Annotated in this window: 13 protein-coding genes; 10 read left to right on the forward strand and 3 right to left on the reverse strand. The window is 52.0% G+C overall.

The window, feature by feature from the left end; translation table 11 throughout:
- The first annotated feature begins 52 nt into the window (after window positions 1–52).
- The 5 genes from carB (at window position 53) to ACLM45_RS03950 (ending at window position 6,567) form a co-directional block, all read left to right on the forward strand.
- Window positions 53–3,376 (forward strand): carbamoyl-phosphate synthase large subunit, encoded by a 3,324-nt coding sequence (gene carB / locus ACLM45_RS03930; protein WP_415410702.1) that lies wholly within the window; start codon window positions 53–55, stop codon window positions 3,374–3,376.
- 25 nt (window positions 3,377–3,401) lie between these two features.
- Window positions 3,402–4,076 (forward strand): DUF3386 domain-containing protein, encoded by a 675-nt coding sequence (locus tag ACLM45_RS03935; protein ID WP_415410704.1) that lies wholly within the window; start codon window positions 3,402–3,404, stop codon window positions 4,074–4,076.
- Between the two features lie 43 nt (window positions 4,077–4,119).
- Window positions 4,120–5,475: an alanine/glycine:cation symporter family protein gene (locus ACLM45_RS03940; RefSeq protein WP_415410705.1), complete on the forward strand. Its 1,356-nt coding sequence runs from the start codon at window positions 4,120–4,122 to the stop codon at window positions 5,473–5,475.
- Window positions 5,476–5,981: 506 nt separating this feature from the next.
- Window positions 5,982–6,119: an alanine:cation symporter family protein gene (locus tag ACLM45_RS03945; RefSeq protein ID WP_415410707.1), complete on the forward strand. Its 138-nt coding sequence runs from the start codon at window positions 5,982–5,984 to the stop codon at window positions 6,117–6,119.
- 73 nt (window positions 6,120–6,192) lie between these two features.
- On the forward strand, window positions 6,193–6,567 hold the full coding sequence (locus ACLM45_RS03950; RefSeq protein ID WP_415410709.1) for an alanine:cation symporter family protein: 375 nt from the start codon (window positions 6,193–6,195) through the stop codon (window positions 6,565–6,567).
- Window positions 6,568–6,780: 213 nt separating this feature from the next.
- On the opposite strand, the gene ACLM45_RS03955 is transcribed toward ACLM45_RS03950, so the two are convergent.
- Window positions 6,781–7,011 (reverse strand): DUF6447 family protein, encoded by a 231-nt coding sequence (locus ACLM45_RS03955; protein ID WP_006041600.1) that lies wholly within the window; start codon window positions 7,009–7,011, stop codon window positions 6,781–6,783.
- Window positions 7,012–7,046: 35 nt separating this feature from the next.
- On the reverse strand, window positions 7,047–8,789 hold the full coding sequence (locus ACLM45_RS03960; protein ID WP_415410711.1) for an ABC transporter ATP-binding protein: 1,743 nt from the start codon (window positions 8,787–8,789) through the stop codon (window positions 7,047–7,049).
- A gap of 15 nt (window positions 8,790–8,804) precedes the next feature.
- Here ACLM45_RS03960 and ACLM45_RS03965 point away from each other — a divergent pair, with 15 nt between their 5' ends.
- Genes ACLM45_RS03965 through ACLM45_RS03980 form a run of 4 tightly spaced genes read left to right on the forward strand, consistent with a single transcriptional unit; the run spans window position 8,805 to window position 11,077 of the window.
- Window positions 8,805–9,026, forward strand: coding sequence for an RNA-binding S4 domain-containing protein (locus ACLM45_RS03965; RefSeq protein ID WP_006041602.1), 222 nt, complete (start codon window positions 8,805–8,807; stop codon window positions 9,024–9,026).
- Between the two features lie 33 nt (window positions 9,027–9,059).
- Complete coding sequence (tpiA, locus tag ACLM45_RS03970; protein WP_006041603.1) at window positions 9,060–9,791, forward strand: triose-phosphate isomerase; 732 nt, start codon at window positions 9,060–9,062, stop codon at window positions 9,789–9,791.
- A gap of 7 nt (window positions 9,792–9,798) precedes the next feature.
- Window positions 9,799–10,632: a dihydropteroate synthase gene (gene folP, locus ACLM45_RS03975; RefSeq protein WP_415410713.1), complete on the forward strand. Its 834-nt coding sequence runs from the start codon at window positions 9,799–9,801 to the stop codon at window positions 10,630–10,632.
- Window positions 10,633–10,669: 37 nt separating this feature from the next.
- Entirely contained in the window at window positions 10,670–11,077 is a 408-nt protein-coding gene (locus tag ACLM45_RS03980) for a thiol-disulfide oxidoreductase DCC family protein (RefSeq protein WP_415410715.1), read from the forward strand.
- Between the two features lie 109 nt (window positions 11,078–11,186).
- Here ACLM45_RS03980 and ACLM45_RS03985 read toward each other — a convergent pair whose 3' ends face one another.
- Window positions 11,187–11,702 carry a hypothetical protein gene (locus tag ACLM45_RS03985; protein WP_415410716.1) on the reverse strand — a complete coding sequence of 172 codons (516 nt, stop codon included), beginning with the start codon at window positions 11,700–11,702 and terminating at the stop codon, window positions 11,187–11,189.
- Here ACLM45_RS03985 and ACLM45_RS03990 point away from each other — a divergent pair.
- Window positions 11,663–13,009, forward strand: coding sequence for a putative bifunctional diguanylate cyclase/phosphodiesterase (locus ACLM45_RS03990; RefSeq protein WP_415411341.1), 1,347 nt, complete (start codon window positions 11,663–11,665; stop codon window positions 13,007–13,009). The genes ACLM45_RS03985 and ACLM45_RS03990 overlap by 40 nt on opposite strands.
- Window positions 13,010–13,059: the final 50 nt, after the last annotated feature.

A 13,059-nucleotide genomic window follows, 5' to 3' on the forward strand; every position in this document is an offset into this window, starting at 1 on the left:
CAAACCCAATGGGCTGCGTGGGAGACTAAGCATGTTTGGCCACTGACGATCTATGCCCAGGCGGAACGATCTGCATCGCATCCTCCTGCTGGGTTCGGGGCCAATTGTGATTGGCCAGGCCTGTGAATTCGACTACTCAGGAACGCAAGCCTGCAAAGCCCTGAAAGCAGAAGGATATGAGGTTGTTTTAGTTAATTCCAATCCCGCCTCGATCATGACTGATCCGGAGATGGCGGATCGGACCTACGTCGAACCGCTCACTCCAGAGGTTGTCACGCGGGTGATCGAGCGGGAGAGACCGGATGCTCTTCTACCAACAATGGGGGGACAGACAGCGCTGAACCTGGCTGTTGCGCTGGCAGAGGACGGCACTCTGGATCGCTTCGGCATTGAATTGATTGGTGCTGACCTCAAGGCGATTCGCAAGGCGGAGGATCGGCAGCTCTTCAAGGAGGCCATGGAGCGGATCGGTGTGAAGGTTTGTCCTTCGGGAATCGCTTCCTCGATGGACGAAGCAAAGGATGTTGGAGCCTCCATCGGCACATTCCCTCGCATCATTCGTCCTGCCTTCACGCTGGGAGGCAGCGGTGGAGGCATTGCCTACAACCCAGAGGAGTTCGACGCCATCTGCAAGAGCGGCCTGGATGCAAGTCCGGTTTCGCAGATCCTCATCGAAAAGTCACTTCTCGGCTGGAAGGAATTCGAACTTGAGGTGATGCGCGATCTCGCCGACAACGTCGTGATTGTCTGCAGCATCGAAAACCTTGATCCGATGGGGGTGCACACGGGCGACTCGATCACAGTGGCACCCGCCCAGACGCTCACCGATCGTGAATACCAGCGCCTGCGGGACCAGTCCATCGCCATCATCCGTGAGATCGGCGTCGCGACAGGTGGCAGCAACATTCAGTTCGCGATCAATCCTCAGGATGGCGACGTTGTGGTCATTGAGATGAACCCTCGAGTGAGCCGATCGTCTGCTCTGGCCAGCAAGGCCACGGGGTTCCCGATCGCAAAGATCGCTGCAAAGTTAGCCGTTGGATACACCCTCGATGAAATTCTGAACGACATCACAGGCAAGACACCGGCCTGCTTTGAGCCGACCATCGACTATGTCGTCACCAAAGTCCCCCGCTTCGCCTTTGAAAAGTTCCGCGGGTCACCAGCCGTTCTGACCACGGCGATGAAATCCGTTGGTGAAGCCATGGCGATCGGCCGATGTTTCGAAGAATCGTTCCAGAAAGCCCTGCGATCTCTTGAAACAGGCCTCTCAGGCTGGGGAGGGGATCGTCCTGAACCAACGCTTGAGCCAGCCGAACTTGAACGGTCCTTACGAACCCCTTCACCCGAACGGATTCTCAGTGTTCGCTACGCGATGGTTGCAGGTCGGACCGATGCCGAGATCCATTCCCTCAGCAGCATTGACCCCTGGTTCCTCGCCAAACTTCGCCGCTTAATTGATGCCGAGGAACGGCTTCTGCGTGGAAAGCGTTTGGATCAGCTCTCAAGCGACACCATGCTTGAGCTGAAACAGCTCGGCTTCTCTGATCGTCAAATTGCCTGGCAGACAGGCAGCAAGGAGCTTGAAGTCCGCGCCCGTCGCAACACACTCGCCATCCAACCGGTCTTCAAAACCGTCGACACCTGCGCGGCTGAATTCGCTTCCTCAACGCCATATCACTACTCGACGTATGAGCGACCAGTGGGTCGCATCAACACCAAAGGAGATCTGGTTTTTCAGGCGCCAACAAGCGAAGTGTCAACTGACACCCGACGCAAGCTGATGATTTTGGGTGGTGGTCCGAACAGGATTGGCCAGGGCATTGAGTTCGACTATTGCTGCTGCCATGCCTCATTCTCCGCGCAAAACCAGGGGTACTGCACGGTGATGGTCAACAGCAATCCGGAAACGGTCTCCACCGACTACGACAGCAGCGATCGCTTGTACTTCGAGCCTCTCACCTTCGAGGATGTGCTGAACGTGATTGAAGCGGAGCGGCCGGCAGGGGTCATCGTTCAATTCGGTGGTCAGACGCCCCTCAAGCTCGCTCTTCCTCTCCTGAGATGGATTGAAACATCGCAGGGCCAGACAACCGGTACTCAGATCTGGGGGACCTCCCCTGAATCAATCGATCTTGCGGAAGACCGTGAACAGTTCGAAGCGATTCTCCGGGAACTGGAGATTCGGCAGCCACGCAATGGCCTGGCACGCAGTGACGGGGAGGCCAGGGCAGTCGCTGAAACGGTCGGATACCCGGTTGTGGTCCGCCCCTCATACGTTCTGGGCGGTCGCGCCATGGAAGTGGTCTACGACGAGAGCGAACTCAATCGCTATATGAACGAAGCCGTTCAGGTGGAGCCAGATCATCCGGTGCTCATCGACCAGTACCTCCAGAACGCCATTGAGGTTGACGTGGACGCCCTCTGTGATCAGGAGGGCACAGTTGTGATCGGAGGGCTAATGGAACACATCGAACCGGCAGGCATTCATTCCGGTGATTCCGCCTGCTGCCTTCCATCAATATCTCTGGGGGCTGAGGCGCTGAACACCATCAAAGCCTGGACAAAAGCCCTGGCGCTTCGGCTGAACGTACGGGGATTGATCAACCTTCAGTTCGCCGTGCAAAGAGCCGAAAACGGTGAAGAGAGGGTCTTCATCATCGAAGCCAACCCGAGAGCATCAAGAACCGTTCCTTTCGTCGCCAAGGCCACGGGGGTGCCTCTCGCTCGCATAGCAACACGCGTGATGGCAGGAGAGAGTCTCGCGACCATCGGGTTGTTGAACGAACCAAGTCCACCCCTCCAGGCGGTGAAAGAAGCAGTGCTGCCGTTCAGACGATTTCCAGGGGCAGACTCGCTTCTGGGCCCTGAGATGCGTTCCACTGGAGAGGTGATGGGATGGGCCCCCGACTTCGGAATGGCTTATGCCAAAGCCGAGATCGCTGCGGGTGATGCCCTGCCAACGGAAGGTACGGTCTTCCTGTCAACCCACGACCGGGACAAACCTGCGTTGATCCCCGTGGCACAGCGCCTAATCGCGCTCGGTTTTGATCTGATCGCAACCTCTGGAACAGCTCAGACCCTCTCTGGAGCAGGGCTATCGGTGACCCCTGTGCTCAAGGTCCATGAAGGTAGGCCAAATATCGAAGACCAGATCCGCTCAGGAGGAGTTCAGCTTGTGATCAACACCCCCATTGGTCGCCAGGCCGCCCACGACGATCGCTACCTCAGGCGTGCGGCCCTCGACTATTCCGTACCAACTGTCACCACCCTGGCTGGAGCACGTTCAGCGGTTGAAGGAATTGAGGCTCTCCAGTCGAAGAACATTGAGATTCATGCCTTGCAGGATGTTCATGCAGGCGCTGAATCCCGGTAATGTCAAAGAACATTGACCCACGTCTGTGACCGTCAGCACACCAGCGCTAGTAACACCAGGCAGTGACTGCCGCGAAGCATTCAGGGCGGCCTATGAAAACCGTTACACCTGGGATCCTGGCTTCTCCGGATACAGCGGACGTTGCATCTGGCAACAGGGCGAGCGCACTGTCGAGGGCCGCTTCGAGGTTGGTGCCGACCTGAAAGCCAAGTTGACAGGAGTTGACGATGCAGAGGTGGAAAAGGCCATGGCATCCCAGCTCTGGGAAGTTGCCATCCACCGCGTTCGGAGGACCTTCGATCAGGTGCACGGTGACAACACCTTCACCGCAGGTTCAACCACGGATGAAGGATTAGAAGTGTTGGTTGGCGGCAAAGGTGAGGGTGACCGCTACTGCATCAAGAATCGGGTTGTCACCATGGTTCACCGCCATATTCACGGCACAGTCGTCACGATTCACACCGGCAGCACGACGGACACGGGGAGCGGTTACCTCAGTCGTACATACACCAGTCAGTACGCCGATCCCACCACGGGTGAGTTGAAAGGCGGAAAAAGTACGTTTGATGACAGGTTTGTACCTCTCAAGGGAGAGGGTCCTTGGGTCCTCGCCTCTCGGCGTGTCATTACGGCTGCAGGCTCCGGCGAAGACGCCTCTGAGCAGACATTCTTGTTTGAAGACTTACAGCCTCTGGCGTAAAACACGAAAAGCTGGGCATACTGGCCAAAGCTATTGATGAATATTGGACTCTTTGCTTGCTGCAATCAATGGTTTCGTTTGGGGCCCGTTTACCCTTTGGCTGATAGGTCTGACCGGACTCTATTTAATGATGGGGCTGAAGTTTCAGCCCCTGCTCAGAATTGGGTTTGGATTTCGCGAAGCGATTACATCTATTCGCAATAGTGGTGGTGAAGGTAATGTCAGTGCATTCAAAAGTCTGACAACCGCTTTAGCGGCAACGATTGGCACTGGAAATGTTGCCGGTGTTGCAGGTGCTATTGCCGTCGGTGGTCCTGGAGCCGTGTTCTGGATGTGGCTCATAGCCCTGGTAGGTATGGCAACGAAATACGCCGAGTCGCTGTTAGCAGTTCACTACCGCGAAGTGGATGAGCTGGGCGAGCACGTCGGCGGCCCGATGTATTTCATTCGCAACGGTCTTGGCAAAAATTGGGCCTGGATGGGCTGGTTGTTTGCCTTCTTTGGTGCCCTTGCTGGTTTTGGTATTGGAAATGGTGTACAAGCCAACGCGATGGCCGAAGCCCTGCAAGCGTCATTTGGGGTACCACCATTGCTCACTGGAATCGTGGTGGCCTCGATCACCTTGGCGGTTCTAATTGGTGGCATCGAGCGGATTGGTCAAGTCACTCAGATTGTTGTGCCAGTGATGGCAGCTGTGTATGTCATCGGTGCGCTAACCATTCTCGTAGCCAATCTTGACCAGATTCCTGGCGCATTGGGTCTCATTTTTTCCAATGCCTTTAATGGAGAAGCTGCTGCTGGTGGTTCGCTCGGTGTGGTAATTCAACGAGGAATTGCTCGGGGTGTGTTCTCGAATGAGTCAGGGCTTGGTACGGCACCGATTGCCCAGGCTGCAGCCAAGCCTGGTGATCCTGTTCTTCAAGGCTCTGTGGCGATGATTGGAACGTTCATCGACACCATCGTGATTTGTTCAATGACCGCTCTTGTGATCATTATCAGCGGCTTGTATTCCCAGGCTGATTATGTTTCTGGGGCTAAAAATGTTTCTCTAACCATTAATGCGTTCGGAACTGCCCTTCCTGGGTTTGATTGGATTGTTGTTTTCGGCACAGTTTTCTTCACGTTGACAACGATTTTGGGATGGGGTTACTACAGCGAGAAGTGTCTTGAATTCTTGGCTGGGGTCAAGGCAATCCGTCCTTTCAGGCTGGTTTGGGTTGCTGTGGTGGTATTCGGTTCTGTGGCTTCAGGCGGTGCGGTCTGGACAATTGCTGAAATTCTCAATGGACTGATGGCTATTCCCAACCTGATTGGCTTGCTGTTGTTGTCTCCCGTCGTGTTTCGCTTGACACGTACCTACGATTTCAAAACTCGCCAGCAACAACCAACGCTCCGTTGATCGTTGTTTCGTTTGCTGCTTGATGTCAAAAGAGGGGAGACTTCCTTGAGTCACTCGTTCAGCTGCATGGCCGTCGACTGAAGCCCTACTGCCAGTACCTCAATGATCCCAACCACGGAATGTTTAAGTGCAACGCGCCAATCGCTGTGGTTGAGAGGTTAACGGTGCTGAACGATTTCTTCTACAGAACGGCTTTTTTGCCAGGGCTCAGCAGCGAAGGCCGCGCACTAGATGCACTCCTTTAATGGCCTCTCCAAGCAGGCCTGCCAATTCGCTGACTGTTTTGGCATCGTTCTGTGGAAACCATCACACTCGCGCCAATCAGGCTGATCAACCAGGCAACGAAGGCTGCGAGTAGCAGGATGCATTGCAGATCTCCCAATCCCACATCGGGCAACTAGTCGACCCAGCAGTCGCTTCAGCACCAATTGGCCGTTGACAAAAATCAGCATTCGGAAAGTACCGATCAGTCGGGAGATGGAGAGGTCAGCACCTTTCAGAGATTGATGACTGTGCTTGCAGCAACAATCGACGCCGGGGGACAAGGGACTGTGTTTTGGATGTGGCTCGCTGCATTGCTTGGGATCACCACGAAATATTTCGAGTGCATGTTGGCAGGATTCGGGATCGGCAACGGCGTGTAATCCCTTGAGATGGCGGGCGTTCTCAGCAGCTACGGAATCCCAGATTGTCGGAGGAATTCGACGCATTGGCTGAGTGGCTGGTGTTGTAGTTCCTTTAATGGCTGGGATTCCTGCAGCACTTCAGGTGATTGTGCAGGATGCCTTCACCTCTAAAGCAACTGCAGGAGGTGCTGTGGGTGTGGTGATCCAGAAAGGAATCTCCCGAGGGGTGTTCTCCAATGAGGCTGGTCTTGGCACAGCGCCAATTGCTCAAGCCTCCGCCCGCCCTGTAGATCATGTGTTGCAGGGATCGGTGGCGACGCTCGGCACAGTGATCGACACTCTGATTATCTGCACGATGACAGCCCTCGTCATTGTGATCAGCAGCAAATATCTCTGCTGCGGCCAGGGAGTGATTCTGACAAAAAGTGCATGTGATTGGGCTTTCCGGGTGTTGGCCACCTCGTGAGCTTTGCGGCAGTTACGTTCACAGCAACCACTATTCTCGGTCGGTGATTTTATAGCGAACGTTGTTAAGAGTTCTTGGCAGGCGTTAACCGATTCGTTAGTTTTGCTTGATTTGGATGATTACAGATATTCTGAATGGATTGATGGCTATCTCCACTCCAGATCCCTTCCCCTTTGTCCCCAGTGATCTTAAAAATCACTGGGGACTACAAACTCAGCCGTTCTCAGGCAGAGGAGTCACACTCTTCAGTTGTTCGTTGAGCTGAGCTGCCATGGACTGACGACCAACTGCAAGAACTTTAAGGGTGTCTTCATGCATACGGAGCTGAGCATCAGCCACCTGCATACCTTTGACCAACTCTTTCAGTTCTTTAGAAAGACTGTTTAAGTCATAGCGCTTTCCTTCAAACGTAAGGATGGCGTTCTTTTGAGGGGATTCAGACATGAAGCAGTGCTAATAGCGCGCAAAGCTGGGCGATTTTAGCAAATTTCCTCTCGAATCATCTGTTTTTGACACAATTCCCGGTAACGCCCGTACTGTTTCATCAGAGCATCGTGCGTTCCCTGCTCGATGATCGAACCCTTCTCGAGAACAACGATCCGATCCGCCTCTTGTACGGTTGCCAGACGGTGAGCGATCACCAGCACCGTGCGCCCCCGCATGGCCTGGCGAAGACCAACCTGAACTGCTGCTTCCGCTTCAGCATCAAGAGCACTGGTGGCTTCATCAAGCAGCATCACCGCAGGGTCTCCAAGAACGGCGCGGGCGATGGCAATGCGCTGAAGCTGTCCCCCGGACACATTGGTTCCTCTCTCCTCCAGATGGGTCGCGTATCCCTCCGGCAGGTTGATGATGAAATCGTGGGCATTCGCCAGACGAGCTGCCTCCATGACCTGTTCTTGGCTCGCCGCTCGGCCAAAGCGAATGGCCTCGGCGATGCTGCCTGAGAACACGCTGCTTCGCTGCGGAACCAGGGCCACCTGCTGGCGCAAGTCCCGGGCCCTCACTTGGGCCAGATTCTTGCCGTCAAGCAGAACCTGGCCACTCTGTGCTGTGTTGAAGCGCAACACCAATGAAAACAATGTGCTCTTGCCGGCACCCGAAGGACCCACCAGGGCCACGACACTTCCCGCTTCTATCTTGAGGTTGAGGTCATGCAGAACAGGTTGATCGGAGCGATAGCCGAACTGCACATTCTCGAAGACAAGATCACCGCGAAGGCGATCCAGGGGAAGAGCCGGATCGGGATCAGACGGCTCTGAAGGCTCCCGTTCGATCGCCCTCAGACGGCGCAACGAGGCCTGACCTTGCTGAAACTCGTTGTAGTTCGTGGTGAGGTGCGCGATGGGGTCGATCAACACCACGAGACCCGTTACATAGCTGGTAAGTCCCTTGCTATCAAGATCACCATTGCTCAGCCTGTAAGCAGCAAGAACGAGAACCACTGCAATACCGAGCACTTCAATGATTCCAACAACAGGATGTTGCAGGGCAACCAACCTGTAAGTGTTGTAGCGGGCCCGCCTGTGCTGATCGATCTCCTGTTCGAAGCGACCCTGCAACCAAGGTTCTGCCGCAAAAGCCCGAACCAAGGGCAAGCCCTCAATCGCTTCGCCGAGAAGACCAGCCAACTCACTGACTTTTTTCTGACTGCGTTCGGTGGCGGCCATGACCCTCCCACCAAACAAACTAATCAACCAAATAATCAGCGGCGCCAGCAGAAAAATCCCCAGGGTGAGTTTCCAGTCGAGCCACAGCATGTAACCCAGAACAGCCAGAAGCTGAAGGGCGCTGGGGATCGTGTCGTGGAGAGTTTTGTAGATCACTTCACTGACACGGTCTGCGTCTTCAGTCAGCCGGTACGTGAGATCCCCAGCCGAAAGCTTCTCCAGGGCACCAAGCTCCACCTGCTGAAGCTGCTGGAAGAGATCCCTGCGCAAGCTCTGGCTGACCTGCAATGCTGGGCCGGCCAACAAAGAATCCTGCGCAAACTGAGCCAGCTTCTGAAGCAGAAAAACCACCAGAACAAGCCCGATCACCGGAAGAACAATCGACAAATCACCGGAGCCAAGAGCAGGGATCAGGCGCCCCACCAGATTCATCAACAGCGGCCAGCTGCTAACAAAAAGGATCATGCTGAGCGCACCCCAAAGCAACTGGACGGAATGCGGCCGCAGGAGGGGAAGAAGTCTGCGGAATCCGGCTTCGGAAGGGGTCAGCATCGGTGCACACTATCAATGGCATCCAGACGCACTGCCCTGATGAAGCTCGATCAGTTCCTCAAATGGCAGGGATGGGTTTCCACAGGAGGCGAGGCCAAACTGCGTATCCGCGATGGCCAGGTGCTGGTCAACGGCATTGTGGAATCCCGACGAGGCCGGCAGCTGGCCGCGGGAGATCAAGTCGAACTTGGAGGAGAAACCGCCACAGTCCCTGAAGAGCCTCAGGCAGGGCCTTAAGTTGGCTGCTGCTGAACAGCAGAGGACGCAAGCGTGCGCAAACCGGTGATCGCAGGCAACTGGAAGATGCACATGACCTGTGCCCAGACTCGGGACTGGATGGGTACGTTCCTACCCCTGATCGCTGAGACCCCGGATGACCGTCACTTGGTGGTGGCACCGCCCTTCACCGCGATCAGCACATTGGCGACTGTGGGAGCTGGGAGTCGGGTTGAAATCTCGAGTCAAAATGTGCACTGGGAAGGCCACGGGGCCTACACAGGCGAGATCTCACCAGCGATGCTTCAGGAGCATGGCGTGAGTTACGCCATTGTTGGCCACAGCGAGCCTCGTAAATACTTCAGCGAAAGTGACGAACAGATCAATCACAGGGCTCGTTCAGCGCAAGCTCACGACCTGATCCCCATCGTGTGCGTAGGCGAGAGCGATGAGCAACGCAGCCGTGGTGAGGCGGAACGAGTCATCCGTCGACAGGTGGAACAGGGCCTTGAAGGTCTCGATCCGGCTCGGTTGGTCGTGGCCTACGAACCAATCTGGGCCATCGGAACGGGAAAAACCTGTGAGTCCGCGGAGGCGAATCGAATCTGTGGACTGATTCGAAGCTGGGTGGGTTCACCTGATCTGATCATTCAGTACGGAGGTTCGGTGAAGCCGGCAAACATCGATGAGCTCATGGGCATGAGCGACATTGATGGTGTGCTGGTCGGTGGAGCATCACTTGACCCGGAGGGCTTCGCGAGAATCGCGAACTACCAGAAAGCCTGAGCGACCGATGCGCCATCCCACCTGCTGGGGACAAAGACCAGCTGTGATGGGTGTGATCAACCTCACCCCAGACTCCTTCAGTGATGGAGGCCAGTTCAACGGTGAGGATCAGGCCACAAGAGAAGCCGATCGACAGATCCGTGATGGAGCCGATGTGCTCGATCTTGGTGCTCAAAGCACTCGACCTGGGGCCAAGGAAGTGGGTGCGGAAGAAGAACTCAGTCGTCTGATCCCCTGCCTCAAAGCGATCAGACACGCCCATCCAAATGCCATCATTTCCGTCGACACGTTCCTGGCTGCTGTGGCCTCAGCGGCACTCGATGCAGGTGCCGACTGGATCAATGATGTCAGCGGAGGCCTCCACGATTCAGCCATGCTTCCGCTCATTGCTGAAGCGGGATGTCCTTATGTGTTGATGCACAGCCGGGGAAACAGCGCAACGATGGACTCTTGCACCAATTACGGGACGGAGGGTGTGGTGAACGCAGTCCGGCGAGAACTGAGAGATCGCACCAAGCACGCCATGAACGAAGGGGTGAATCAGGAGCAACTGATTTGGGATCCAGGCCTTGGTTTTGCCAAAGACGATGAACAAAACTTGGAACTGATCCGCCGGCTAGAAGACCTCAAAAACGATGGCATTCCGTTGTTGCTGGGCCCCTCACGAAAACGTTTCATCGGCGCGGTTTTAAACCAGCCACAACCCAAAGCAAGAATCTGGGGGACTGCTGCAGTCTGTGCCCGTGCACAATCCGCAGGCGTGCATGTCTTGCGGATCCACGATGTAGGTCCGATCCATCAAGTGGTGACCATGGGGGCTGCAATCAAACGAAAGCCATGAAGGAATTCGCTAGAAAGGATCAATTCACTCAATCTGTATGAGAACGGGCATCGAACTCACAATCCTTTACGACGGAGGTTGCCCACTCTGCCTCAGAGAAGTGAACTTTCTCCAAAGACGAGATCAATGGGAAAGGCTAAAATTTGTGGATGTGAATGAAACTGAGTATTCACCCGAACACTTTCAAAACATCACATATCGGCAAGCAATGGAACGAATTCATGCAATCCGCTCAGATGGCACTGTCTTAAAGGATGTAGCCGTATTTCGCGAAGCGTACAAACTCATCAATTTAGGCTGGATTTATAAACCAACAACATGGCCATTATTCGGATACTTCGTCGACAGGCTTTACACAATATGGGCGAAAAACAGACTTAAAATAACAGGGAGAATGAGTCTTGAGCAACTGTGCAGTGAGCGATGCGTCAAGAAGGAAATCTAAAACAAACTAGGAAACCGCCCCGTCAATAACAAAAAAACTTATAGTTAAAGAAAAGACAAGGAGCAAAGGCAATAACTGATAACAAGAAGTTATCTCATTAATACTAAACTTACACAGAGTTTTCACTGAGATGGATCCGACCCGTTTCATCGACATAAACGACTTGAAAAAAATTCGCAGTCACAGGCGAGATAAAACCGCTTTTAATTAAGGTCTCAGCGAGAGCACCATCAATATCTTGCTCTTGCTGACACGCTGAAATGAGATCACGGTTTCCGATGAGACCTAAAGAACAAAGTCGTTGGCCTAAAGGCATCTGATTAAATCCTTGACGTTGGAAAACATCTGGTTCAAGGAAAAAACGTATGACACCGTGTGGAATTCGGTGATTAAGCCTCAAGAATTCGCCAAAACGAAACTGAGTTGAAAGGGATTGATACTGAAGCAAGAGCTGGTCCAACTCATTCTTATCCAAAACCCCTGCCTCAACGAGCTTCAATCCAAGTGGTTGATCAGAAAAGCAAGGCATTAAGGAAATATCAATTGCCTCAAGATCACCACTAACAAGCTCAGGGGCATCAAAAAATTCACCAATCCAGGGATCTTGGACTAAAAACAAAAACAAACACAGATAACCTTACCAAGCTATCAAATAGAGTTTCTTTTGAGCTCGAAATAGAAAAATTATCAGCAGAAAAGAATAGACATCAATATCGATATTCTTTGCTTATGCTCGATATTGATAATTTCAAACTTCTCAATGATATAAATGGCCACATCATTGGTGATCAATTTTTAAGAGAAATAAGCAATCGTTTAAGGCTTATACTTAGACCAATGGATTTTATTGCAAGAATTGGTGGTGATGAATTTGTAATCATCGCTCGATTTCCTAATAGCAATGATGAGGATATCATAAGACGAAGTCTCGCGATTGGTGAAAAAGTCAGGAAAGCAATATCCAAGCCATTTTTAGTTCATGATCTAGCATTACAATACAACTGCAGTATCGGTATATGCATCGATAAAGACCAATCAGATAGTCCATTATCTATTCTTGATAATGCTGATCTAGCACTCTACGATGCAAAAGACAAGGGAAGGAACAAAGTTTCTTTCTTTAAGAATTCCATGAAGGATGTTGTTACTCGAAGAGCATCACTGAAAGAAATGATTAGCGAAGCCATAAACAAAAAGATGATTTATATTCACTACCAACCAATATTTGACATATCCTTAAAAAAAAGAGGCCAACAAAAGCTTCAAATAGTTGGGTATGAGGCTTTATTTCGATGTGATCAAATTAATGCTAGTCCAGGTCAGATTATAAAAACTGCCGAAAGAACAGGTCAGATAGATCAAGTAACAGAAGCTGTTATTGATGCTATTGGCAATGACATTAAATACAATAAGATTCGTCTCATCTCAACTCAAAAAATATCTATTAATGTCAGTGCCGTAGAAATTTTAAATCCTAATTTTTCAAAACAATTGCTTGATCGTTTAGCGCAAAATAATATCAATAATCATCAGATTTGCATTGAAGTAACTGAAACTGCATTTATCAGCAACATAGAATTGGCAAAAAGAAATATTGCTCTACTGAGGTTAGAAAATATACAAGTTGCAATGGATGACTTTGGAACAGGATATGCATCAATCCAGACCCTGAGAAATATTAAATTTGATCAAATAAAAATTGATCAGTCGTACATACAAGGGCCGATGAATGATATCAATTTGGCGTTAATCAAATCATTGATATGGACTGCAAGAGCAATCAATGTTGATTTAGTAGCAGAAGGGATTGAAACCGAAGAACAACTTAACACCTTGAGTTCACTGGGATGCACATTAGGCCAAGGTTTTTTTCTTGATCAATTTGATGAACGTAATATGGAAGCCAAAACTCCACTCGATAAACATATCTGAAATAACTAATGGCAAATACTGCGCGATAAGGTTTTTGGGCAAAACATTTG

It is taken from the genome of Synechococcus sp. A10-1-5-9 (assembly GCF_047716785.1).
In the GTDB taxonomy this organism is placed as follows: Bacteria; Cyanobacteriota; Cyanobacteriia; order PCC-6307; family Cyanobiaceae; genus Synechococcus_C.

What these genes read in the sequence shown, in the direction of transcription:
- ACLM45_RS03980 (WP_415410715.1), top strand. Translation starts at nt 10,670, where the DNA reads ATGAGAACGGGCATCGAACTCACAATCCTTTACGACGGAGGTTGCCCA.
- ACLM45_RS03965 (WP_006041602.1), top strand. Translation starts at nt 8,805, where the DNA reads ATGGCATCCAGACGCACTGCCCTGATGAAGCTCGATCAGTTCCTCAAA.
- ACLM45_RS03945 (WP_415410707.1), top strand. Translation starts at nt 5,982, where the DNA reads ATGACTGTGCTTGCAGCAACAATCGACGCCGGGGGACAAGGGACTGTG.
- folP (WP_415410713.1), top strand. Translation starts at nt 9,799, where the DNA reads ATGCGCCATCCCACCTGCTGGGGACAAAGACCAGCTGTGATGGGTGTG.
- ACLM45_RS03955 (WP_006041600.1), bottom strand. Translation starts at nt 7,011, where the DNA reads ATGTCTGAATCCCCTCAAAAGAACGCCATCCTTACGTTTGAAGGAAAG.
- ACLM45_RS03960 (WP_415410711.1), bottom strand. Translation starts at nt 8,789, where the DNA reads ATGCTGACCCCTTCCGAAGCCGGATTCCGCAGACTTCTTCCCCTCCTG.
- carB (WP_415410702.1), top strand. Translation starts at nt 53, where the DNA reads ATGCCCAGGCGGAACGATCTGCATCGCATCCTCCTGCTGGGTTCGGGG.